Raw genomic sequence first — 22,745 nt, 5'->3', positions numbered from 1 at the left:
TGCGGAGATTGAGAGGGCGCGTTCAACAAATGCGTGCTCAACAAATGCGAGGCAGTTGTTCGCCGATCAGCATGTCGACGATGCGCCTGCCGCCGAAGACGGTCTGCATGTGAACGCGGCCGGCACGGCCGTCGGCGAGCACCGCACCGATGTCGGCCGCGTCCCGGCCCAACGGGTGCGCGCGCATGGCTTGCAGCGCCGCGGCGGCTTCGGCTTCCGGTACTACGGCGACCAGCTTGCCTTCGTTGGCCAGGTAGAGCGGGTCGAGGCCGAGGATCTCGCAGAATCCCTTGACCTCCTGGTGGATCGGCGTGGCGGCCTCGGCGATTTCGATGCCGCACGCCGAGGCTTCGGCGATTTCGTTCAAGACCGACGCAATGCCGCCGCGCGTGGCGTCGCGGATGAAGCGTGTCCCCGGAGCAGCTTCAAGCAGCACGGAAATCAGGCCGTGCAACGCGGCGCAGTCGCTCTGGATCGGACTGGTCAGGTGCATGTCGCCGCGCGCATTCAGTATGGTGGCGCCGTGATCGCCCAGATAGCCGTTGACCAGGATGCGATCGCCAGGGCGTGCTTGGTTTGCACCGAGCCGATAGTCCTGGCGAATCACGCCGATCCCGGCCGTGTTGATGAATATTTTGTCGCAGCTGCCGCGCCCGACGATCTTGGTGTCGCCGGTGACGATGCTGACGCCGGCAGCCCTGGCTGTCTCGGCCATGGAGGTGACAATGCGACGCAGCGTTTCGACCTGCATGCCTTCCTCGATGATGACGGCACAGGTCAGGTACAGCGGTGTGGCACCGCCTACAGCCAAGTCATTCACGGTGCCGCAGACGGCCAGTTTGCCGATGTCGCCGCCGGGGAAAAAGATCGGGTCGACGACGTAGGAGTCGGTGGTCATGGCCAGGCGATCGCCGAGGCGTGCCAATTCGGCCAGTGGAACGCGCGCCTGGTCCTCCAAGGTGTTGAGCGTCGGGTTGCTGAAGGCGTTGATAAAGACGTCATCGATCAACTCGCGCATCGCTTTGCCGCCGCCGCCATGCGCCAGTGTGATGAGCGGGCTGGCCAGCTTGCTGCGCCGGATGCGGGTATCTTCCGAGGCGCCACCGGTCAATCCGGCCGAAGTCTTTTCCTGCGTAGCGTTCATGCGGCCTGCTCTCCTATCGGCTGTTCTCCTACCGGCTGATCGTCGACGATCTGTTCGTTTACGATCTGGCGCGGACCACCGCCATACTGGTAATAAGCGGCGCACGCGCCTTCGCTTGACACCATCAGCGCACCCATCGGTGTCTGGGGCGTGCAAGCCTTGCCGTAGACCTTGCACTGCCAGGGCTTGATCACGCCTTTGAGCACTTCGCCGCATTGGCAGGATTTGGGCTCCGCGATGGCCACGGCGGGCACGGCGAATTTCCGTTCCGCGTCGTAGGAGGCATAGCGCGCGGTGAGCTGGACGCCGGAATGGTCGATCGAACCAAGGCCGCGCCATTCGAAGAACGGGCGCAGCTCGAAGACGCGGTTGATCGCCTGCAGCGCAGCGGGGTTGCCATCCTCCGGGACGACGCGGCTGTACTGGTTCTCGATGCGCGCGTCCTGCGCATCGAGTTGCTTCAATACCATCCACAGCGATTGCAGTATGTCCAGCGGCTCGAAGCCTGCTATCACGACGGGGCGCCGGTAGTGCTCGGCGATGAAGTCATAAGGACGGGTGCCGATAACCATGCTGACATGGCCGGGACCGAGAAAACCGTCGACCTGGAAGCCTTCCGAGTCGAGCACGGCCTTGATGGTCGGAATGATGGTGATGTGGTTGCAAAAGAGCGAGAAATTGCCGATTCCTGCGGCCTCGGCCTTGAGCACGGTCAATGCAGTGCTGGGCATGGTGGTTTCGAAACCGAGTCCGAAGAACACCACTTCCTTGTCGGGATTGCTGCGCGCGATCTTGAGTGTGTCGAGCGGTGAATAGACCATGCGCACATCAGCGCCAAGCGACTTCGCTTGCAGCAGGCTGCGCTTCGAACCCGGGACGCGCATGGCGTCGCCGAAGGTTGTCATGATGGCGTTCTCGTGTTCGGCGATCGCCACGCAATCGTCGACCCGCCCTATGGGAAGCACGCATACCGGGCAACCCGGCCCGTGGATCAGCTCCACGCTCGGCGGCAGCATGTTCTCGATGCCGTAGCGGAAGATCGAATGGGTGTGGCCGCCGCACACTTCCATCACGTAAACCGCGCGGCCGCGTTGTTCGGCAAGCTTATCCGCGAGCCGTGTGATTTCCTTGATCAGCTTTGCTGCCTGCGCCGGATCGCGGTATTCATCCACATATTTCATGGCTTGGCCCCTGTTGGTTCCTGGGATTTGCTGCCCGAGGTTTTGCTGCCCGAGAATTGGCTGCCCGAGAATCCGCGCTCATCGGCCAGCAGCGTATGCACCAGGTCCCACAGCACGTGGTAGATGGCGACGTGGCACTCTTGAACGCGGTGGATGCTGTCCGAATCGACCACCAGGCAATGGTCCAGTCCGGCCTTGGCCATTTCGCCGCCGTCGCCACCGCATAGGCCGATGGTGCTGGCGCCGATTTTCTGGGCCTGCGAAAACGCACGAAGCAGGTTGTCCGAATTGCCGCTGGTCGAAACGCCGATCAGCGCGTCCTCCTTGCGTACCAGGCTCGCTACCTGGCGCGCGAAAACATGCTGGTAACCGACGTCGTTGGCGATCGCGCTCATGACGGTCTTGTCGCAGCTCAGGTCGAAGGCAGGAAGGGCGGGGCGGCCGGTGGTCACCGGATGCAGAAACTCGACCGCAATATGCGATGCATCCGAGCTCGAACCGCCATTGCCCATGGTGAAGAGCCGGCCCTGTCTTCGATAAACGTCGGCAACCGTGCGGGCGCACCCAACCACCGCCTCGCCTTGGGTCGAAAAGAATCGCTCGACGACATCCAGGTGCTGGGCGATTTTTTGCTGCACCGAAATCAGCAGGGCCTGCTCCATGGTGGCGCTATCGGTTTTCTTTGCGTTTAGAAACGGATAGAGCGCCTGCAGTGGCTCGATGTTTTCTCCGCTGCTCATGACTCGCCTTCCTGCATGGCGGCCAGCTCTTCCTGGACTTGGCCCAGTTCCGTCAGGACCGCGAGGGTGGCCTGCGCTTCGGCTTCGTCAATCACGCTCATGGCGAAGCCCACGTGGACCAGCACCCAGCGGTCGATCAGTGATTCAAGCGATTCGGAACCTTGGGCGACGCAGCTCAAATCCACGGCGCGCTGTATGCCGCCCACGTCGACGATGCCGAGCAGTTGCTCGCTATCGCTGATGGCGACGATCTTTCCAGGTATGCCTAGGCACATATGCCTTTCCTTTTCTGGTTAAGCATGTTCGGGTTACGCATGGAGATGGCGACTCGATGCGGTGGTTGATGGCTGCCCGGCAATGCGCGCAGCGGCGACCACGGCTTGTCCGAGGGCGATGCCGCCATCGTTGGCCGGCACGAGGGTATGGGTCAGGCAGCGCAGGCCGCGAGCTGTGAGCGTGTCGATCAAACCCTCGAGCAGCAGTGCGTTCTGCATGCAGCCGCCGGAGAGCACTACGTCGCCGAAGTCATGCTCGCGCCGCAACTGCTCGGCCATGTCGGCGATGCTAAGGATCAATCCTGCATGGAAGCGTGCGGCGATAACGGCGGGCGGCACATCGTGCAGCAGATCGTCGCAAAGCCGTGGCCAGATGCTGCCTGGATCGAGCACGAGCGGCACGGCATCGGGAACGATGTCCAGTCGGTAGTCCTCGCGGTGGGGGCCCATCCCGACCGCAAGGCAGTTCTGCAGCGTGGCGCGATCGGCCAGCATTTCCAGCGCGATGGCAGCTTGCCCTTCGAACTGCGCCTGCTCGGTGTGCAGGCCGAGCGCGCCGGCCACGGCATCGAACAGGCGGCCGGCGGAACTCGCCAATGGGCAGTTCACGCGCTCGCGCAACATCGCTCGCAATGTCGGGATGGGTTTGGCCAGCAGCATCCGGCCAATGCCCGTGTCGCCGTAGCGTGCAGCGAAATCCTCCCACTCCATGCAGGCCAGAAGCTGGGCCAGGGTATTGCGCCACGGTTGCCGGACCGCCTGTCCGCCGCCAAGCATCGCTACCGGCTTCAGGCAAGCCAGCCGGCGGTAGCCCGCGTAGTCAGCCAACAGGAATTCGCCGCCCCACAGGCTGCCGTCGTCGCCCATGCCCAGCCCGTCGAAAGCAATGCCCAGCACCGGGCGATGCGTTCTGGCCAAACCGTTTTCCGCCATGGCGCCGGCAATGTGCGCGTGATGATGCTGTACGGCAATGGTGGGAACAGGGGACTCGTGACAGGCCAGCTTGCTGCTCAGGTATTCGGGGTGCAGGTCGTAGGCGTGATGGCGCGGCGTGAAATCGAACAGCAGGCGATACAGGTTGAGATTGTGCACGTAGTCTTCGTAGGTGTTGACCTCTTCCAGGTCGCCTTGGTGTTGCGACAGGATGGCTGCACCCTGTTTCACCAGGCAGAACGTGGACTTGAGCTCGGCGCCGTAAGCGAGGATGCCGTCGGCATGCTCGAAACCCACGGGCAGCGTGATCGAGCGCGGTGCATAGCCTCGCGCGCGCCGGAGAAGCCGAGGCTCGCCAGCGACGACACGCACCACCGAATCGTCCATGCGGTTGGCGATGTCGCGATTGTGGGTCGCGATCAGGTCGGCGATGCCGCCCAATTTTTCCAAGGCTTCGGCGTTGTCGATCAGTTGCGGTTCGCCGGAGGCATTGCCGCTGGTCATGACCAGCGGCCGGCCAAACTGGCGGCACAGCAGGTAGTGCAACGGCGTATAGGGCAGCATGAACCCAAGCAGGCGACTGCCCGGCGCAATGGCGTCCGGCAGCGTCGGACTGCCGGCTGCCGGCTCGTTGCGCATCTCGAGTAGAACAATGGGCGCGGCGGGGCTTCCCAACAGCTGCTCTTCAAGCGGGGAGATGTCGCAATAGCGGCGCACTTCGGCCAAGTCCGCAGCCATCAGTGCGAAGGGCTTGGCTTCGCGCGCCTTGCGCCGGCGTAGCGTAGTGACGGCCGAATGACTGGTGGCATCGCAGCACAGATGGAACCCGCCCAGGCCCTTCAAAGCCACGATCTTGCCTGCGGCAAGACCATGGCACAGATGCTCAAGCTGGCGCGCCACTCCATGCCCGTCCACACCAGGCTCGTCCACCCCACGCTCGTTCACCCCAGGCTCGTCCACCCCAGGCTCGTGCAGCGTCAGGGTCGGACCGCAAGCGTGGCAAGCGATCGGTTGCGCATGGAAGCGGCGGTCCAGGGGGTCAGCGTATTCGTGAGCGCACGCGGGGCACATCGCGAAAGCTGCCATCGTTGTCGCCGCGCGGTCGTAGGGAATGCCGCGCACGATGGACAGTCGTGGTCCGCAATGGGTGCAATTGGTAAAGGGATAGAGATAGCGCCGCTGCTGCGGATCACTGATCTCATCGAGGCAGGCTTGGCAGACCGCGGCATCAGCGGCCACTTCGGTCCGGCCGGCAGCATGGCGCGAATGGGTGATGCGAAAGCCGCGGTATTCGCGGAAGTCCGCACGCTCGGTCGCGGTAATCGAATCAATCTTGGCCAGCGGCGGGGCTTCGCCAGGCAGCCGGTGCAGGAAGTCGCGCACATCGTGCGGCGCGCCGGCCAGCCGGATCAGTACGCCCTCGCTGTCGTTAAGGACTTCCCCATCAAGACGGCAGGCGAGGGCCAGCCGATACACCGTTGGGCGAAACCCCACGCCCTGCACCGTACCCGTAACGCGCACTTCGATGTGTTGCCACACTGTCGACATGAGCCGATCCCGACGTGTTTGCCGTTGACGATGCCCTGCGGCGCCTGCGGCGCCGCAGGGCGACGTGGCTAGTTCGACTTCAGGTACAGCGGGATCAGCGTGCTGAAAATATGACTCACCCCGGTATTGGCTGGTTGCCCGGGCGACTGCGAGCCGTTGGCGTGGCAGCTGAAGCAGTTGAAACCGGTGTTGCTTTGGCTGGTGGCGCCCTGATCGTAAGTTTCCATGGTCGTGTTGTTGAGCAGGTTGGTGCCGATCTGGTTGCTAGGCAGCGTAGGTTGGCTGGAAGTCGGCTGCACCACCTGCCCACCCTGAGTCCAGGTCGCGCCGGTCATGACGTAATTGGCCCGTACATCACCCTTGAAGAGCTGGGTGAGCACACTGCTATCGGCCGAAATGACCTCGGTATTTTCAAGTAGAAAGTTCGACGCATCCGAGCCGGTACCCCAAGCCTTCATGAGCATGGTGTCGCTAGGCGAGATCGTCGTCGTCGTGCTGCCGGTCGTCTGTCCCTGGATGTTGGGGGCATTCTTGTAGTTCGCCATCTGCACGTTGTAGGCAGTCGCAGTTGGCAAGGCGAACACCCACCTGCCGGCCTTACCTTGCGGCACCGTGGAGGTTCCGCCTTGGTTGTTGGTGTACTGGTAGCCGGAACTCGGCGCATTGGCGATATGCTCGAAGGTGGCCCAGACCATTTCCGAATGCCCCGCGACGCTACCGACCACATGCATACCCACCATGGCCAGGGTGACCGTCTTCTTCTGACCGGTGGGGATCCACAGCTTAGGGTTGCTCTGGTTGTACACGGGTACGGCAGTCGTGACGGTAATGAAGTCGCTTGGCCTCAACCCCAGCCTTGGCAGGTCGGCGGTATCGATCCACGAGGTCTTCAATTCGACCGCCAAGGCAATACGGTCCGGTAGGGGTGAATTCTTCGAGGCAGCGTAGTTAATCACCGGGTTGAGCTGGTCTTGCGTGGTGGGGAAGAAGTAGTTGCTGTCCTTGTTGTATTTGCCGAAGGTGCCGTTGAGGGTGCCGGTCTGGAAAAAGGCGTAGACGTCGTTGACCATCGTGGCGTAGTACACCAGCGACTTGTTTTGTGCCAGAAGCACGCCCGACAGGCCGCCGGCCTGGCCCTGGGTCGGGTCGATGGTGTTGCCGTTGCTGTCGACGAACACCACCTTGCCGTCCGCTTCGAACGCTTGCACGAAGTTCTTCGTTTCCTCCGGGGGAACCTCCGTCAGTTCCGGTGCGACGCGCAAAGCCAGTGTGGTGTCGAGCGCGGGGGCTTTCGGTCGAACGATCTCCTTGTCTGCCGCGTCGAAGAACTTGGGCTTCTGGCCAGGCTGCGCTTCGATGCGATGGATCTCGACCATTTTATTGGCTGCGTTGCGTATCAGTGAGTTGCCGTTCTTGGCCTGCGAAGCGGGCAGCACTTCGAACAGCTGCCCCGTCTTGTCCCTGACAAGCTGCAAGCCGTGCTGACCGGCCTCGGCAGTGCGCACGATCAACTGGGAAAGTGGATTGTTCGGTTGGTTTTTCGTGTAGATCCGCTTGTTCTTATCCGGGCCCTGCTTAATCACGCCCGAGACGTTGTAGAAAATCGGCGAGTTGAACACGAGACCGCTCGAACCATACGGCCCTGAAGCTGGGGAGGTGAGCCAGAGGAACATCTGCGCACCCCAGTTGTAGAAGTTGCAGTCGTTCTGGTGCGGAAACGTGATGCCGTTGGCCGGATTGACCGCGCCGTTCAGGCTTGGCTTGCCGCTGACGAACCAACTGGCGAAGGTTGCGTTGGATACGGCGCACAGCGGTTGCGCATTCGATGGCACCACGGTTTCTGCGCCGGCGAATCCCATGGGTGCCAGCACCAGCGCTGAGGCGCCCAGGAATTTGAAAATCGCACGATGGTTCCGCTTCGTTGCAGCTGGCTTTATCATTGCCTTTCTACTCCTGTGGAAGTAAGAAAAAGTCGATCAGGCTACTGTTTTGCGCGATGTGACAAATGGGTGCACGCCTCGGCTTTCGTGCACGATTGACACGCAGGCGGCATGAATTTGCTTTGCAGCAAATAATGTAGAAATGCGATCTATTGGATGAGTTAGGCGTCGCGGCCGCAACCGGGCGCGTGAAAATCGGAACTCGCTCCCCCGCTAGATTCCCCCAAATCTGCACGGAGATAAAACGATGTGCTCCGTGAAAAGGACGTGAGGAAGGGTCTCGGTATACGCCGTCGCAAGGGTGCTCTGATCTAGTCCCCGCACCTGTCGCCGACCTCTATCCGCGCAGCGGTTTGTCGCAGATCGATCTCTCGTCAGGACATTCGACTGCAACACGGGCGTTGCTTATTTGCTAGCAGGAGCCAAGCCAGTTTCAGCTCCACAGGGGACCCCAAGAGCAAAAGCAAAACCTTGCTCGTCGGAAGGTCATCAAGTCGTGCCGGGGAGAAAGAGCAGCAGAGCAGCTCCATGCCGATACGAGATGTGCATAAGAGACAGGCGAGCAGGTGAGGGCGACCATAGTTCGTGTGGCTGAGATTCGACGCTGATCAGTTTTTGGATGAAGAACCCGGCTCATTTTTCGATGAAAATTAGTGCTCATGATTTGAGGCGCTGGGTATCGCGCCGTCAATGCGACACAACTTTCTGCGTGATTTTTCGCGAACGGAGATTTCACCGCGCGTTGACATGCCATTCAACGACGATACGCCGACGAAGTGGAATAGGTCGGAGCATAAGGTGGCGCTCAAAGATCGAATTAGCCATCACAGGCACTGACTATCGATTCAAATGTCCGCCATTCCCGTAGGAAAGTGTTTGTATGGCGATTTGTCGGTTGATTTCAATTCATCCTAATTTGATCTTAAGGTCATAGCTACCCGCTGAACGTTGAGATCGATGTTGCTGTGCCTTGACCGGTGTTCCGGTCGCAACGACGGACACCATGCGCACGGTGCCGTCCAGCGTATCTCGTGCGCATCCCTTCGCCGCGCACGGGAATCGCCATGCCGCTCGCCAGTACCTCGAAGAAGTCCCAGCACACCGCCTCGGATCCGGTCCCGACCTCGGCAGTCGACTTCACCGTCGCCGACTACCTGCTGACCCGACTCAAGCAGTTGAACGTCACCGATGTATTCCAGATCCCCGGTGACTACGTGAAGCACTTCACCCAGGCGCTGGAGCATTTCGACGGCGTCAACACGATCGGCGCGATCAACGAACTGGACGCCGCTTACGCCGCCGACGCCTACGCGCGCACTCGCGGTCTTGCAGCGGTCTCGCTGCAGTTCGGGGTGAGCACCTGCAGCGCGCTCAATGCCATTGCCGGCGCCTGGGTCGAACGCAGCCCGATCGTGGTGATCAGCGCCACGCCTGGCGCCGACATGCGCGATATCACCGACATGTACGACGTGCTGTACCACCACTCCACCGGCGACCTCGATGCGGACCGGAAGATCTACGAGAACGTCACCGTCAAGGCGATTACGCTCAGCACCAACGTGGGGGCGGCCGAGCAGATCGACGAACTGCTGATCGACGCGATCTCCCACATGCGGCCCGTCTATATCGCCTGCTACAAGGAAGTCTGGGGCCAGCCCTGTCCACGCCCGTCGAAGACGCCGCTCAAGCCACGCGTCACCCGCAGCCCGGAGCTGGCGCTGCGCAACGCGGTGGATCAGGCCTGGACGCAGATCACGGAGGCGAAGCATCCGCTGATCTTCGCTGGGGTGGAGATCCTGCGCTTCGGCTTGTCCGAACTGTTGCAGAAGATCATCGACGCCAGCGGCTTTCTCTACACCACGACGTCGCTCGGCAAAACCGTGCTGGACGAGAAGCGCGACAAGTTCATCGGTACCTACTCCGACGCCGCTTCGATCGAATCGGTGCGGGAGATCGTGCAAGCCTCCGACTGCGTGCTGACCCTGGGCGCCATCATCACCGACGACTATCTTGTCTTTATCGAAAGCAAATACGCCAACATGGTGTTGGCCGATACGGCCGGTGTCCGCGCCGGGTATTTCAAATATGGCGACGTCACCATGCAGGATTTCATGGAAGCCCTGCTGGCGAAGTTCAAGGCAAGCAAGGCCTATCCGATCAAAGCCAAAGCGCCGCCACAGCCAAAATTTCCGCAGCCGTGGAAGGGCAATTCCGACCCTGTCTACGACGCTCAACCGCAGGTCATCACTTACAACCGGTTCTTTGAGCACACGATGAAGTTCCTGCAGGACAAGAACCTGCTGAAGGACATCGTGATGACCTACGGCGTCAGTTCGGCGATGTACGTCGCCACCAACTGCTATGGCCTGTCGCAGGGCAGCTTCATCGCTTCGGCGGCGTGGCAGTGCATCGGCTTCGAGACCGGCGCCGCGGCCGGCGCGCAGCTGGGCAGTGGCAAGCGCGCCTGGACCGTAGCCGGCGACGGCGGCTTCATGATGGTCTGCCAGTCGCTGTCCACGCTGGCTCGTAACAAGCTCAACGCCGTCATCTTCGTGATGAGCAACCAGGTCTACGCCATCGAACAAGTGTACGTGGACATGGCCGCATTCCAACCCGGCCCGAAGCACCGCTTCGACGCCTTCGACATCCTGCCCAAGTGGGACTACCTCGCGCTGGCGAAAGCCTTTGGTGCGGAAGGCATCCGGGTGGAGACGGTGGACGATCTGACATCCGCGTTGCCCCGCATTGCGGGGATCAAGAACAAACCCGTTCTAGTCGAAGTTGTCATTCCGCAAAAGGATCTGCCCGGCCAGATGTATCGCCTCGGCAGCGAATGAACCGCCCATTCCTCACTGAGGGCTCCGACCATGGCACAGAAAACCTATTCGATCTTTGGCGCCGGCGCCGCCGGCCTCTACACCGCGTGGCGGTTGCTGGGCGGCCAATGCAAGAAAACCAAATTCGCCTCGAAGCAACTGAAGAAGGGCGACGTCCTGGAGCTGTACGACTGGGGCCGTTACGACTTCTCCAAGCGCCATCAAGGTACTCGCGCGGCGGGTGCTCGCGTCTGCACCTGGCACTACAACAACGACAAGACCGATTCATACGTCGAACTCGGCGGCATGCGCTATTCCTACTGGAACAGTGCGCCGACCAAGGAGTTTCCGGACCCGAACAATGGCCTGGCGCCCGGCCATCGCGTGGTCACCAAGGTGATCTCCAAGGTCGGCCTGGACAAGTACTCCGTGCCGTTCAACGTCACTAACAACCAGCTGTTCTATCTGCGCTCGCGAAACTTCTATCTGAACGCCATCGGATCGAACACGCCCGCGCCGTACACGGTGAACAACTTCGGTGCCTCCACCACGCCCGACCAGGGCTTCACCACGGTGCAGGACCTGGCGACCACCAAGCCGTGGGTGGATTTCACCCGTCGCGACTGGTGCGACTTCTACCAGAACGGAAGGATCACCGCGCAGCTGCCGGAATCCAGCATCTTCCAGCAAGGCGATTACCTCAAGGACATTGGCTACTGGAACCTGCTCTACGATCAGCTGGGCGCGGAAGGCTTCGATTACGCCGCCGACGGCAACGGCTACAGCTCCAACGTCATCAATACGCATGCCGGCGTTTCGTTCAACATCAACAACGAGTTCACGCCAGGCAGCCAGTACCGCACGCTGTCGATCGGCTACTCGGGGATGTTCAATGCGCTGTTCGATGAGACCGTGAAGCTGGCCAAGGCCAAGGGCATCGAGTTCCGCTATCACGCCGACACGCGCCTGCATTCGATCCTGTGGAAATCCGACAAGGCGGTATTTACCTACGCCCATCGCGACAACCCCAACATCGCCGCCGGCACGCGCGAGGCTGACGCGGCGTGGATGGCGATGCCCCGTGCTGCGATCGACCTGGTGGCGCAAGCCACGCGTTTCCGCGCACCGGCGCGCGGTGAGGTGGACGTGCTCAACCACGAGAAGGTGAACCTGTACCTGGAATCGACGATCATGCAGCCGTCGTACAAGGTGGGCATGTTCTTCGACCAGCCATGGTGGGCGCCCGATATCGACAGCCCGGCGCCTTATCCCGCGCAGATCGTCGGTTATACGATCACGCCCGAAACCATCGCCAAGCTCCGCGCAAAGAAGTTCCCCGCCGCCGCGCTGAAGGCGATGCAGACGCTGATCGACGTGCCTTACACCTCGGTGGCGGATATGGTGGGGGCGATCGAGAACATCACCGAACAGGCGCTTACCATCGCGCAGACCAAACAGCTGACCGCCGTCTCGCGCAACAACACCATTGGCCCGAGCGTGAGCAACTCGCCCATTCGCATGGTGGTGTATTTCGGCAACAACGCGAGCGCGCCGAAAAAGACGCCTGTCTACGGCATCCTGGCCAGCTACGACGACGAGGACAACACCGCGTTCTGGCAGGAACTGGAACTGGGCCCCAAGCGTCAGCGCGAGATACCGATTTCGCAGGACACCCAGCCCCTGGATGGTCCGCGCCCGGTGCCGGCGCGCATGGTGAAGATGCTGCGCAAAATGCTGGCGGAACTCCATTTCGGCCCGAACTGCGATTACACCGCCGTGCCCGAGCCGCTGCAGTCCGCATATATGGATTGGTCGCTGCCCCCGTTCAACGCCGGCTATCACGAATGGGCGCCGCATTTCGACATCGGCGACGTGCAGCGCAAGATCCGCAAACCCTCGCAACTGATCGACGACGCGGACGCCGACATCTTCATCGTCGGCGAGGCCTATTCGAACGACCAGGCCTGGGTGGAAGGTGCCTACTGCACATCGGAATCGGTACTCAACGATTTCTTCGGCATCGAACCGATTATCGACAATCGGGAGTATCCGTTTATCTGTCCGGAAGGATCGACCGACGACACCAGCGAAGAGTTGGAGAAGTTGCTTCGGAAGGCTGGGCCGCGAAGGGATGCGGAGTCGCAGATGGTTTGAGGGGGGGTACCCACCGAACGAGAGGGGCCCCCGATGCGGCTGTCTCTTGTGCACAACTCAACGCGTGCATGAGCTTGGCCTCTTTGTGTTGGCCTCCTCTCTCCTCCGGGGAGAGGATTGAGCTGAGGGGCGGGGGCTCGCGATAACCGCTCACTGTCGTCACCCCGGCGTAGGCCGGGGTCCAGTGTCTTTGTGCTTCGATTGTCGCGTTTACTTGCTCTGGCTCGCCTGCCGCGGGCTTCCGTCCTCCTGCCGGAGGCCGGGTCATTTTTCTCTGTTTGGCCAGAGAAAAGTAACCAAAAGAGAGGCCACCCCGGTTACGCGCCCTCCGGCTTCGCCTGCGGGTCCGTGAGGTCTGGCCGGGCCTGCTCTTAGATGACATGGGGACACGACGTCCCTGTCGTGTCGAAAAGGCGCAGGCATCCATGCCTGCGCCCCCTTCGGGGCCTGATCGTCCAGCCCTCACCGCTTCACAGGGGACCCCAAGATCAAAAGCAGACCCTCGCTCGTCTGGAGGTAGTCATATCCATATGGGTCGGAAAAGGAGCTCTATGCCGACGCGAGATGTGCATAAGAGACAAGCGATACGAGGCCCTCTTTTTTGGTGCGCCGGGCATGGCGCGTAGCGCCGTGACTAGCGCTGTCATCGCTGGCGCTGAAGCTTGGTGGTGCGGCTGGCGGGCAATCATGAGTACCAGTTCACAGTTGTTGGGTCGCAAGAAGCGAAGATGCCGCCGTCATTTCAAAATCGAACGCGACATGCGTCGTCCAGAGAGCTTTGCTTTCCCGAGCAAAGCTTTCCTGGCGTTGACATGTAAGGAGCTTCGAGCGAGCGCTAAGCGCCTATGTGTGCTTACTCAAGATCCGGTCGCATCCATCGCCCGTAGATTTGCCATGTAGTTGAAGTGGAACCATCAACGACGGCCAGCTTGCCACGCAGGCGAGTCCCCATGGCCGTTTCCCCGCAGATCACTGACTTTCATAAGGAAGAGGAAAGTATGAAAACGCTCCCCATGATCCGCATGGCGGCCATTGCCGCTATGATCTCGTTCGCTCTGTTTGGTGTGCGGCCAGCGGCCGCGGAAGCGCCATCCCTCGCACTAGCGCCAGCGCCTGTTGCCATGACTGTCTGCGGAAACGCGTCGGTGTTGACAGGTCCCTTGGCTCCGCCTGTGGGAGCCATCACGGTGCCCGCAGGTGACAACAGTTCCGTCAACTTCAACCAGGCAGGAAAGACATTCTGGTTTGCGCCTGGCACGCACACGCTGGGCACGGATCCTTACGGCCAAATCATCCCGGCGAACAACAGCACGTTCATCGGTGCTCCGGGAGCCATTCTGGATGGCAAGAACCTCAACTTGTATGCCTTCACTGGCCAAGCCACGGGAGTGACCATTGAATACCTGACCATCCAGAATTTTGGGGCCGCGGGTGCAAACAACAACGAAGGCGTCGTCAATCACGATGCTGGCCATGGATGGACCATTCAGTACAACACTGTTCAAGGAAATGCCGGGGCTGGCGTGTTCGTCGGAAGCTCTGATGTCGTGCAGTCCAACTGCCTGACCCATAATGGACAATACGGCTTCAGCGCCTACGAAGATAATGGTGTATCGAATGTCGTGATCGACCACAACGAGATTTCATACAACAACACTTATGGTTGGGAAACTGCCCAGCCTGGATGCGGCTGCACTGGCGGCGGAAAATTCTGGGCAACCAATACCGCGACCATCACCAATAATTGGTTCCACCATAATCATGAGGGTCCGGGCTTGTGGGCGGATACCAATAACAATGATTTTGATATTGAAAACAATGTCTTCAGTGATGAGGAGAACTCTGGAATAATTTATGAAACATCCTACAACGCTCTGATAAAAAACAACACATTCCTGCGGAATGCGAATGTAAGCGGCCCAACCAATCCTGGATTTCCGACTGGCGCCATCTACCTGTCAGAAAGTGGCGGGGACAGTCGTGTATCCGCTCGCTATCAAACGCTCACGGTCGCCAATAACATGTTCACTGACAATTGGTCTGGTGTGGTGATTTGGGAAAACGCCGATCGTTTCTGTAACTCTCCGGCCGACACAAGCACTGGCGAATGCACGCTGGTCAATCCCCGTGTCGTTAACCTGTCAACGTGTGTGGCGGGGACGATCAACAATTCGCCCAATTATTCAGACTGTCGCTGGAAAAGCCAAAATATCCTGGTCAACAACAACGTCTTCAGCCTGACTCCCGCAAACATCGGATCGAATTGCACTGTATCCAATTCGTGTGGATTCCAAGGCATATTTTCCAACTGGGGAAGTTATCCTTCCTGGTCGCCATACCAGGGACAAGTCATCGAGCAGGCCATCACATTCAGCCAGGGCAATGTTTTCAGCAACAACACCTATGTCGGCCCCTGGCAGTTCATGGCCCATGACCAGGGTGTGACCTTGACGCCCGCTCAGTGGCAAGCGGCGCCGTACAGTCAGGATGCGGGCAGCAGTTTCCACTGATGATCGGTGAAATCGGGGGGCAGCTTCGCTTTCTTCGCTCCTCAGAGCGGAGCACATCCCTGGCTTCTGCCTTCGCCTCTTCTCCCCCGTTCACTGATTTGTGCACGGGGGAGAGGATTGAGGTGAGGGGCCTCGCGATAACACCCCTACGTGGTCACCCGGCGAGGGCCGGGGTCCAGTGGCGTATCGCTTCGGGTAGATAACGCGACTCGAAGAAGACGCTGTCACCTTCGGATGGCGCTCGTTGGGCCCATGCCGCACTTGCTTCGGCGCCAGGCAGTGCCGAAGCGGCGAACGCCTTGTCCTCGCCAGTCTGGCGAAAGATTTCGATTGCCCCGAACCGTTCCGTCCGGCATCGCAGGGCGTAATATCCGCATGCCATTGCCGAGCGGCCGATGGTCTCCCGACGTCCTGTCGCCCGGGTGACGTTCCGGCCGCCATCCATCATTAGGAGAACATCATGCAGACTCGCATCCAGGGCACGGTGATGCCCGTGCTGGAAGTACAGCTTGATCGCAACGAAAGCGTCTTCGCGGAGAGCGGCGAGCTTTCATGGATGACCTCATCGATCCAGATGACCACGCACACCCAGATGGGCGGCGGCGGGGGGCTCATGGGTATGTTCAAGCGTGTGGTCGGCGGAGGCAGTTTGTTCATGACCGAGTACCGCGCCATGCAGGTACCTGGGGAGGTCGCATTTGCCACCAAAGTGCCCGGCCATATCGTGCCGGTGTCGGTGGGCCCCGGCAGCGAATACATGGTGCATCGGCATGGCTTTCTTTGCGCCACGCCGCAAATCACCATCGGTGTGGGCTTCCAGAAGTCACTGGGTGCAGGCATTTTTGGCGGCGATGGTTTCGTGCTGCAAAAGGTCGGCGGCACGGGTACGGCGTGGCTGGAACTCTCCGGCGAACTCATCCAGAAGGATCTGGCGCCCGGCGAAACCTTGCGGGTTCACCCGGGCCACGTCGGTGCGTTCCAGGCTTCGGTGGGTTTTCAGATCACTACGGTCCCCGGCATCAAGAACGCGATCTTCGGCGGCGACGGTATCTTCCTGGCTGCGCTTACCGGCCCTGGCACAGTGTGGCTGCAGACGCTGCCTCTCGCGCGCCTGGCGCACAAGATTGCCGAATATCTACCCAGTGAGGGCAGCAGCGGGCGAGCGGCGTCGGCGACCGTGGGCGGCGGTCTGCTCGGAGGCATCGTGGGCTCGATACTGAGCGGTGACGACAACTGATCGAGAAATCGGGGCGGGTTCGCTTTCCTCGCTCCTCAGAGCCGAGCACATCCTTGCACTCTCCCCGCGTTCTTTGCGAGATGGGTGAGCCTGAAGACTCATGTCGCCGCCTCCGACCAGGCGTTGGGGCCGCCCTGTATGCGGGCATACAGGGCGGTGACGGATGCGCGGAATAGATCAGAACATCTTTAAGCGAAGCTCACCCGAAAATACGCAAATTCGACGAATTGAAACGGCCGAGATTCGGGAAGATGTTGGCGATATCGCTCCCGCTTACACCGAGCCAGCTCGCCAGCGTCGCCGCGTATTGATCCACCGCGGTGGTCGGAATGATCTGGCCGTAACCGGTATCATCCGGATTGCCTGCCACCGTGTTCAGCAGGCTAGGCATCGTGCCGTAAAAACGCTGGCCGCGAACCGCGCCGCCGACCACGAAGTGATGGCCGCCCCAGCCATGGTCGGTGCCGCCGCTGTTGACCGAGAGTGAGCGGCCGAAGTCGGAGGCGGTGAAGGCCGTTACGTTCTGATCCACGCCCAGCGCTACCGTCGCGTTATAGAACGCGGACAGCGCTTGCGAGAGTTGCGTGAGATTGCCTTGCTGCTGCGCCAATTGATTGGTGTGGGTATCGTAGCCACTCGCGGAAACGAAGAATATCTGTCGACTCACGCCCAGCGTGGCCCGCACTTGCAACAGCTGCGCCACCATTTTGAGTTGATTGCCAAGCTCCGTATCCGGGAATGCCGTGGTAAGTGCCGGTGACTGATTGAGGGCATTGATGAGCACGGTGTAATAGTCGACGGCGCTGCTGCTTGATGCGGCGAATGCGCGCTCAAACGCGTTGCTCGGCGTGGGACCTCGAATCAATGCGTTGTAGGCATTCGTATCGTCCGTCGTGCCGCCGGCCACCCAGGATTCGGGACCATTACCGAGATAGCTCATGGCCTCGACACCGCCCGGGGCGACGGCGTACTGGTTCACCATCGCTCCGCGCTGAAAGAGATTGGTGCCGGACAAGGTCATGCTCATCGAGAATTGCGGATTGGCATTGGCGGACGACAACACATCCGCCATCCTGCCGCCCCAGCCATTGGCATTGGCGTCGTCCGGGCGTGAGGTCTGCCACTGCGCGGTCTGGTCGTCGTGCGAAAACAACTGCGGTGGTGCCGGCACCAGGCCTTGCTGAAACTGCCGCTGCGTGATTGGGTAGAGCAGGGAGCCGACATTGGCGACGACCGCAGCGTGTCCCGTATTGAACAGGCCGCGCAATTCCGGCATGGCCGGATGCAGGCCATAGGCGCCGCCATCGCTTGGCGGTCCACCGGGCAAGCCCGCTGCGAACGCGGCGGGAGTCAGGCTATTCCCCTGGATATCGGCTTGAGCCAATGCGAGGCCGGCGCGCGTACCCGCATAGGTGGAATAGGTTGTGCTGTCGTAAGGCACGATGGTGTTGAAACCATCGTTACCACCATACAGATAGATGCATACCAGTGCCTTGTAATCGCTGAAGGCATAATTGCTTTGCAAGGCAGCTGCCTGGAGCAGGCGAAGGTTGCCGAACCCCGAATACAGGCTGACTCCGCCCAGCGTGGCATACATGCTACGGCGCAGAAATTCACGACGGCTTATAGGCATATCGACATCCTCATTTCTGCACTGAATATTCGGGTGAGTTGATGATCAGATAGAGCGCGTGCTGCACACGCTGGCGACCGAGATCGCCGGCGGAGTTGTCGGTCAGGGCATTGAGCCGCGTCAGCAGGGTGCCATGCATGAACGATGACATCTGGCCCGACATGAACAGCAGGTTGTAGAGATCGATCAATCCGCTGGGGTTGCTGAGTGCAAGCGCGGCGTCACGATCCGCATTGATCGACATCGTGTTCGGACCCGACGACGTATAGCAGCGCGCGCTGGTGGCGTAGTCGCAGAAAATGCGATGAAAGATATCGTTGGGTATGGCTACCGCTGCCGTCGCCGTGTAGACCTGGAATTCCGGACCGTACAGCCCGCGCTGGTGCAGCTCACCCGGTTGCTGGAAATCCGGCTTGAAGAAATTGAAGACGCTGGGCGAGCGCAGCGGCGCCTGGCCATAGCTGCTTTCCCATTCTGGATACGGCGTATCCACGCGGCCGTTCTGCGTCACAGCGGCCATTGCTCTCCAGAGATGCGTGAGCTTGAGCAAGGGTTCGCGCAACTTGCCGTAAGCGTCCGGATTCGGCACATAGGATGCGCCTATCACCGCCTCCGGATCGAGCAGGATCGCCTGTACCACCGCTTGCAGGTTGCCGCGCACATGGGCGCTGCTGCCGTCGTCGGCGAATACCTGTGCAATGTGGCGGACATAGCCCGGCGTCGGGTTACTCGTCACCAGGCGCTGGATCAGGCGTCGCGCGATGAACGGACCGACATTAGGATGATTGAAGATATTGTCCAGCGCGGCGGTCATGTCGGTTTGTGCATTACCGCCATGTGCAAGTATTCCATTGCTCAATGCCACGCCTGGGTAAATGAGCAACTGCTTGTCCGAGGTGCTGTCGTGGAAGTCGGCAACGGGCTGCAGCGGATTCCACCATGCGGGATCGTTGGTGTTGCTCGGGCCGCAATTCGTATAGGTGTCCACAGCGCAACACGTCCACGAGCCTGTGACACAAGTCGTGTTGTTCCAGTTCCAGCCCGTGAACACCGCCGCCATGCCGCGCACGACGGTCTGGTCGTAGGTGGGAATTGGTTGGTTGCTGGCGTCCAGCTTGGGGGTGCCATCGGGATTGAGCAGCACCAGCCCGACCGAAAACAGCTGCATGACCTCGCGCGCATAGTTCTCGTCGGGATGAATGTTCTGCGTCGGATCAGCCTTCTGATTGGCGAGCATGCTGAGATACGTGGCCATCGCCGGGTGCTTGGTCACGTCTTCGAGCAAGGTGCGGTAATTACCGAGCGCATCGGCGGCGAGCATGTCGTGCCAGCTCGCCAGAGCATAGGGTTCGTAGGCGAGCGTGCCGTTTGCATTGGAGACGACAAAGATCTCGGAAAGCGCAAAGGCGACGCGCTGGCGTAATTGATCGGCCGCCACACGGTTGCTGCGGCTGGGATCGGGCGTGCCCAATGCATTGATCCACCACGCTTCCATTCGTGTGTCGTCGTTGACTGCGTTATTGCCGTCCGGCACGTTCGGCAAGCCCGCTACCCAGTCGAGATAAGGTTTTTGCGTGGACACCGGCGCGGTCAGCTGTTCGTTCAACCACGCTTGATAACCGACTTGTCGCAGGTGAGCGATGTCCGTCGCGGTAGGGCCAAACGTCGCCTGAGCGAGAAAGCGCGCCGCCTCGGCATCACTGTATGGACCAGCTACCTGAGCCAGGCAGAACGTTGGCCACAGAACTAAGGCAAGCACTGCGGTGCGGAGCCAGTTCGAGGTAAAAGCCTTCATGCGTATCCCTCCACCTTCATACAAAGGTTCACCGTTCGTCATTGCGATGATCGGCATTGCTTGAGGGCGCAAGAATTATGGAAGGCCGATGTTGCTGTTGTGATGCTCTGCTCGTTTATGGAATGTTGAGGTGCATTACGAATGGCACGGATCCAAGGATTCTTGAGACGTTTTGAAGGAGGCGTTATGCAGGCATTGCTATTCCGTCTGCCATTTCGCTACGAAGCCGTAAATGTCGTCGTGATGAATTCAGAATTCATAATTAGCGAATTCTGAATTCGCGAATTTGGGATCAGGTTTGCCTTCTGTGCGGAGTAAGTGAACCCGGCCCCGTTTTCCGTTGCGCCTTTGCCTGCCCGTTCTACGGGGGGAGGGGGCTGTCTTGGGTCGCAAGGGATGGGGTTTGGTTGGCGTTCTCCTGGTTGGGTTATCGCGATATGGCCGCATATGCAGCGGGCATTCCGGGCGCCGGCAGCGAGGCGGAACGCCCGCTGTGTAAGCGGCCAGGTCGCGATAGCCCAACATCCAAAATAGGACGCCACGAAGTTGTCGCTAAAAGCCGGGCTACCTTCCAAGAGTTATTGGCATTCTGTTGCCGATTGCCGGCCTGAATTCTTTTGCCAATTAGTGTTACGGAATTCCTCGGTATCAAATGCGATGTGATCTCCTGAATGGCGTCTTTGGTGTTGGTTTCTGAATGAATCGTCAACGATGCGTGAAGATTTTTGTCATGTAATTTCCTCGATATTCGCAATATTCGAAATATTCGTTAGGTTTAGAGTGTGAAGGCTCTTGTGATAGATGGTGTTGAAGAGTTGGATATTTGGCCAGCGATTTGCCTTGACTGACGCTGTGTCATTGCGCCGCGCAAAGCGCTGGTCAAGACCTCATTTGAGCTTGGGCTTGGTGTGAATTAAGTCATTTATTTTCACAATATCGCTACGGATGATATGAAACGCTACTAGTGTCCGGCGCGACCAGGAGCTTTGCGACGATGGTCGGTAATGACGTCGCAGCGTTGATTACAACTCTCATTTTGATATTGGAGATGCGAAATGCAAACGCTTACACAAGAGCTAAAGAATGCGCATGCTGTCATCGCACGCAGTACGATTGAAAATGCCCTGCATCAGTTGGAATCGGATAGCAAGGAATTTCCTGAGCTGAAGCCTCATCATAGTAAAATTGCTGAAGAGGTTAAAAGGGCTATCAAAGGATTGACGCAGGTATGGGGTGATTTTCACTTCAGGTACGATTCGGTTTCGAATACGATTAGGATTTTTTGTAATGGCGTCAATTTCGATTCTGGTGGTAATGCCAATTTTATCGGCCGGGTAAGTCCGGCTACGTCAGCGCCGCAGTTGACGACCGATACGGTTATTCCTCTCTCTGGCATGCTTCCGTCTCGAAACGAAGTCCTTGCTTATGGGCTTCTTACCATTGCCCTGACTATACAGTCCAACAGGACATTCCTTGTATTCAGTCAAAATGGTGCGCCGATTGGTCAGATGGAGGGTCCTGGCGTAAGTGGCGCTAATATTAATAATGCGCCAGGATCGGGGCAGTTCTCTGCCTGAATGTCTATGCGGGAAAATTGTTGGTTCTTTGTGGGGTTTTGATAGCGATTGGAATAAGTGCGTTTAGTACTCATTCGATACCCTTTGGTGGGCTGTATCGCTCTCACAACCGAGCGGGCTGGCGCAGGCCGTGGGTGGCCTGCGCCAGCCCTGGTTCCGGGCAATTCTATCGGGCCGTCGAATTTCGCTATCGATGCAATCGGCGCTTCGATATGGCGGTCTTGGTGCCGTGCTTCTTGAGTCCTCCCCCTTTCTCGGATGGGCAGCTCAACCGTCGACCGCACGAGGAGTAGAGTGTGGCGGCACAATCTTTTGGTTGCGTGCATCGACATAAACGAGCCGCACCATGGCCTCAGTCAGCCACGTCTCCTCGCGCCACGTCTGCGGTCGTAGCTCGATCGTGGCTCTGCCGAGTTTGATGACGGCTTCTCGAATCTCGAGTGCATCATCGAGGCGAGCGGGGCGCCGGTAGTCGATCTTGACCGAGGGCACCGCCTAAGCCGGGCCTGCGGCGCCCCAGATGACTGCCTGCTCTATCCCGAGCCCCGCAACCATTCGGCTTGCGCTTCCTCGAAGAGCACGAGGTTCTAGGCGTGGCCCCATCTTCCCGGCCACTTCTCAGAAAGAAGGCAAAACGCGATTGGCCGCAATCACAGCTCAACTCCGATCAAGGTCACGTGGCGCCGATGCCGCTATCGGCTTGAGGATCTGAGATAAGACAGCAGGGTGATGCGAGCTAGTCCGGGCCAAATGCCGTGACCTGGCGATCACCATGAACCGAACGCATGGGTCATAACGCGACGCATGCACGGAGATTCAGTGATGGCCGTCGCATTTTTTTGTGGTGCGACTTCATGCTTGCGCCGGGCTTGCATAAGATCGATACAAGTCCTTAGTGCCCGGATGACGCCCGCAGCGACGATGCGAGGTGTTCCAGGAAACCAGGGCGGTATGGTTTCACCCACAGGTGCTCACAGGGGGCATGGGGAGCAGGCTCCCGCGAATCACGGGTCGAACACTCAGGTATCCGGCACGGGGCTCACGCCTTGTCGTCGCGAGTTGGTGTTTGCCTCACGCGAGCCGAGTTCCTCAGATCAACCCCCTATGGCATCGCGTCAACAAGGAACTGGGACGTGCATGCCGGTATATCGAGACCGTACTTGCCCGCGGAGCGCGCGGCATACAGGCGGTGTCGCATCCGTGCATCTCTCACGCCCGACGCGACCGCTGGTTCCTTCGGTTCATACAGCGACTACACGCAT

The 22,745-nt window shown here is 59.7% G+C and carries 14 protein-coding genes; 5 read left to right on the top strand and 9 right to left on the bottom strand.

Annotated features, from left to right (window positions below; genetic code table 11):
* Positions 1-37 precede the first annotated feature (37 nt).
* From hypE to OUZ45_RS17455, 6 genes are all read right to left on the bottom strand, one after another.
* The gene (gene hypE, locus OUZ45_RS17480; protein ID WP_266171445.1) at positions 38-1,144 is read right to left on the bottom strand and encodes a hydrogenase expression/formation protein HypE; all 1,107 of its coding nucleotides are present in this window, start codon (positions 1,142-1,144) and stop codon (positions 38-40) included.
* Positions 1,141-2,325 carry a hydrogenase formation protein HypD gene (hypD, locus tag OUZ45_RS17475; protein ID WP_266171444.1) on the bottom strand — a complete coding sequence of 395 codons (1,185 nt, stop codon included), beginning with the start codon at positions 2,323-2,325 and terminating at the stop codon, positions 1,141-1,143. The genes hypE and hypD overlap by 4 nt, the downstream gene beginning before the upstream one ends.
* Positions 2,322-2,987 (bottom strand): D-sedoheptulose-7-phosphate isomerase, encoded by a 666-nt coding sequence (locus OUZ45_RS17470; RefSeq protein WP_266171443.1) that lies wholly within the window; start codon positions 2,985-2,987, stop codon positions 2,322-2,324. The genes hypD and OUZ45_RS17470 overlap by 4 nt, the downstream gene beginning before the upstream one ends.
* A 74-nt stretch (positions 2,988-3,061) precedes the next feature.
* Complete coding sequence (locus tag OUZ45_RS17465; RefSeq protein ID WP_266171441.1) at positions 3,062-3,340, bottom strand: HypC/HybG/HupF family hydrogenase formation chaperone; 279 nt, start codon at positions 3,338-3,340, stop codon at positions 3,062-3,064.
* Between the two features lie 33 nt (positions 3,341-3,373).
* On the bottom strand, positions 3,374-5,821 hold the full coding sequence (hypF, locus tag OUZ45_RS17460; protein ID WP_266171440.1) for a carbamoyltransferase HypF: 2,448 nt from the start codon (positions 5,819-5,821) through the stop codon (positions 3,374-3,376).
* A 68-nt stretch (positions 5,822-5,889) separates the two neighbouring features.
* Positions 5,890-7,761: a hypothetical protein gene (locus OUZ45_RS17455; RefSeq protein WP_266171439.1), complete on the bottom strand. Its 1,872-nt coding sequence runs from the start codon at positions 7,759-7,761 to the stop codon at positions 5,890-5,892.
* Positions 7,762-8,825: 1,064 nt separating this feature from the next.
* On the opposite strand from OUZ45_RS17455, the gene OUZ45_RS17450 reads away from it, so the two are divergent.
* The 4 genes from OUZ45_RS17450 to OUZ45_RS17435 all read left to right on the top strand — a co-directional run bounded on the left by OUZ45_RS17450 (position 8,826) and on the right by OUZ45_RS17435 (position 16,478).
* The gene (locus OUZ45_RS17450) at positions 8,826-10,598 is read left to right on the top strand and encodes an alpha-keto acid decarboxylase family protein (RefSeq protein ID WP_266171438.1); all 1,773 of its coding nucleotides are present in this window, start codon (positions 8,826-8,828) and stop codon (positions 10,596-10,598) included.
* A 30-nt stretch (positions 10,599-10,628) separates the two neighbouring features.
* Positions 10,629-12,731, top strand: a complete 2,103-nt coding sequence (locus OUZ45_RS17445) for a flavin monoamine oxidase family protein (RefSeq protein WP_266171437.1) — start codon at positions 10,629-10,631, stop codon at positions 12,729-12,731.
* A 950-nt stretch (positions 12,732-13,681) separates the two neighbouring features.
* The gene (locus OUZ45_RS17440) at positions 13,682-15,241 is read left to right on the top strand and encodes a right-handed parallel beta-helix repeat-containing protein (RefSeq protein ID WP_266171436.1); all 1,560 of its coding nucleotides are present in this window, start codon (positions 13,682-13,684) and stop codon (positions 15,239-15,241) included.
* 460 nt (positions 15,242-15,701) lie between these two features.
* Entirely contained in the window at positions 15,702-16,478 is a 777-nt protein-coding gene (locus tag OUZ45_RS17435) for a TIGR00266 family protein (RefSeq protein WP_266171435.1), read from the top strand.
* A gap of 199 nt (positions 16,479-16,677) precedes the next feature.
* Here OUZ45_RS17435 and OUZ45_RS17430 read toward each other — a convergent pair whose 3' ends face one another.
* Positions 16,678-18,111, bottom strand: a complete 1,434-nt coding sequence (locus OUZ45_RS17430; RefSeq protein ID WP_266171433.1) for a DUF1501 domain-containing protein — start codon at positions 18,109-18,111, stop codon at positions 16,678-16,680.
* A 10-nt stretch (positions 18,112-18,121) separates the two neighbouring features.
* Complete coding sequence (locus OUZ45_RS17425; RefSeq protein WP_266171432.1) at positions 18,122-19,906, bottom strand: DUF1800 domain-containing protein; 1,785 nt, start codon at positions 19,904-19,906, stop codon at positions 18,122-18,124.
* A 1,055-nt stretch (positions 19,907-20,961) separates the two neighbouring features.
* Between OUZ45_RS17425 and OUZ45_RS17420 the strand changes: the two genes are divergently transcribed.
* Positions 20,962-21,483, top strand: a complete 522-nt coding sequence (locus OUZ45_RS17420) for a hypothetical protein (protein WP_266171431.1) — start codon at positions 20,962-20,964, stop codon at positions 21,481-21,483.
* A 267-nt stretch (positions 21,484-21,750) separates the two neighbouring features.
* On the opposite strand, the gene OUZ45_RS20910 is transcribed toward OUZ45_RS17420, so the two are convergent.
* Positions 21,751-21,975, bottom strand: a complete 225-nt coding sequence (locus OUZ45_RS20910) for an acyl-CoA thioesterase (RefSeq protein ID WP_425601706.1) — start codon at positions 21,973-21,975, stop codon at positions 21,751-21,753.
* Positions 21,976-22,745: the final 770 nt, after the last annotated feature.

Source organism: Dyella subtropica, from assembly GCF_026283965.1.
GTDB classification, from domain to species: Bacteria; Pseudomonadota; Gammaproteobacteria; order Xanthomonadales; family Rhodanobacteraceae; genus Dyella_D; species Dyella_D subtropica.
Note: the sequence above shows the minus strand (reverse complement) of the source record. Positions and strands in the feature narration are given on the sequence as shown.

What these genes read in the sequence shown, in the direction of transcription:
- hypE (WP_266171445.1), bottom strand. Translation starts at nt 1,144, where the DNA reads ATGAACGCTACGCAGGAAAAGACTTCGGCCGGATTGACCGGTGGCGCC.
- hypD (WP_266171444.1), bottom strand. Translation starts at nt 2,325, where the DNA reads ATGAAATATGTGGATGAATACCGCGATCCGGCGCAGGCAGCAAAGCTG.
- OUZ45_RS17470 (WP_266171443.1), bottom strand. Translation starts at nt 2,987, where the DNA reads ATGGAGCAGGCCCTGCTGATTTCGGTGCAGCAAAAAATCGCCCAGCAC.
- OUZ45_RS17465 (WP_266171441.1), bottom strand. Translation starts at nt 3,340, where the DNA reads ATGTGCCTAGGCATACCTGGAAAGATCGTCGCCATCAGCGATAGCGAG.
- hypF (WP_266171440.1), bottom strand. Translation starts at nt 5,821, where the DNA reads ATGTCGACAGTGTGGCAACACATCGAAGTGCGCGTTACGGGTACGGTG.
- OUZ45_RS17455 (WP_266171439.1), bottom strand. Translation starts at nt 7,761, where the DNA reads ATGATAAAGCCAGCTGCAACGAAGCGGAACCATCGTGCGATTTTCAAA.
- OUZ45_RS17450 (WP_266171438.1), top strand. Translation starts at nt 8,826, where the DNA reads ATGCCGCTCGCCAGTACCTCGAAGAAGTCCCAGCACACCGCCTCGGAT.
- OUZ45_RS17445 (WP_266171437.1), top strand. Translation starts at nt 10,629, where the DNA reads ATGGCACAGAAAACCTATTCGATCTTTGGCGCCGGCGCCGCCGGCCTC.
- OUZ45_RS17440 (WP_266171436.1), top strand. Translation starts at nt 13,682, where the DNA reads ATGGCCGTTTCCCCGCAGATCACTGACTTTCATAAGGAAGAGGAAAGT.
- OUZ45_RS17435 (WP_266171435.1), top strand. Translation starts at nt 15,702, where the DNA reads ATGCAGACTCGCATCCAGGGCACGGTGATGCCCGTGCTGGAAGTACAG.
- OUZ45_RS17430 (WP_266171433.1), bottom strand. Translation starts at nt 18,111, where the DNA reads ATGCCTATAAGCCGTCGTGAATTTCTGCGCCGTAGCATGTATGCCACG.
- OUZ45_RS17425 (WP_266171432.1), bottom strand. Translation starts at nt 19,906, where the DNA reads ATGAAGGCTTTTACCTCGAACTGGCTCCGCACCGCAGTGCTTGCCTTA.
- OUZ45_RS17420 (WP_266171431.1), top strand. Translation starts at nt 20,962, where the DNA reads ATGCAAACGCTTACACAAGAGCTAAAGAATGCGCATGCTGTCATCGCA.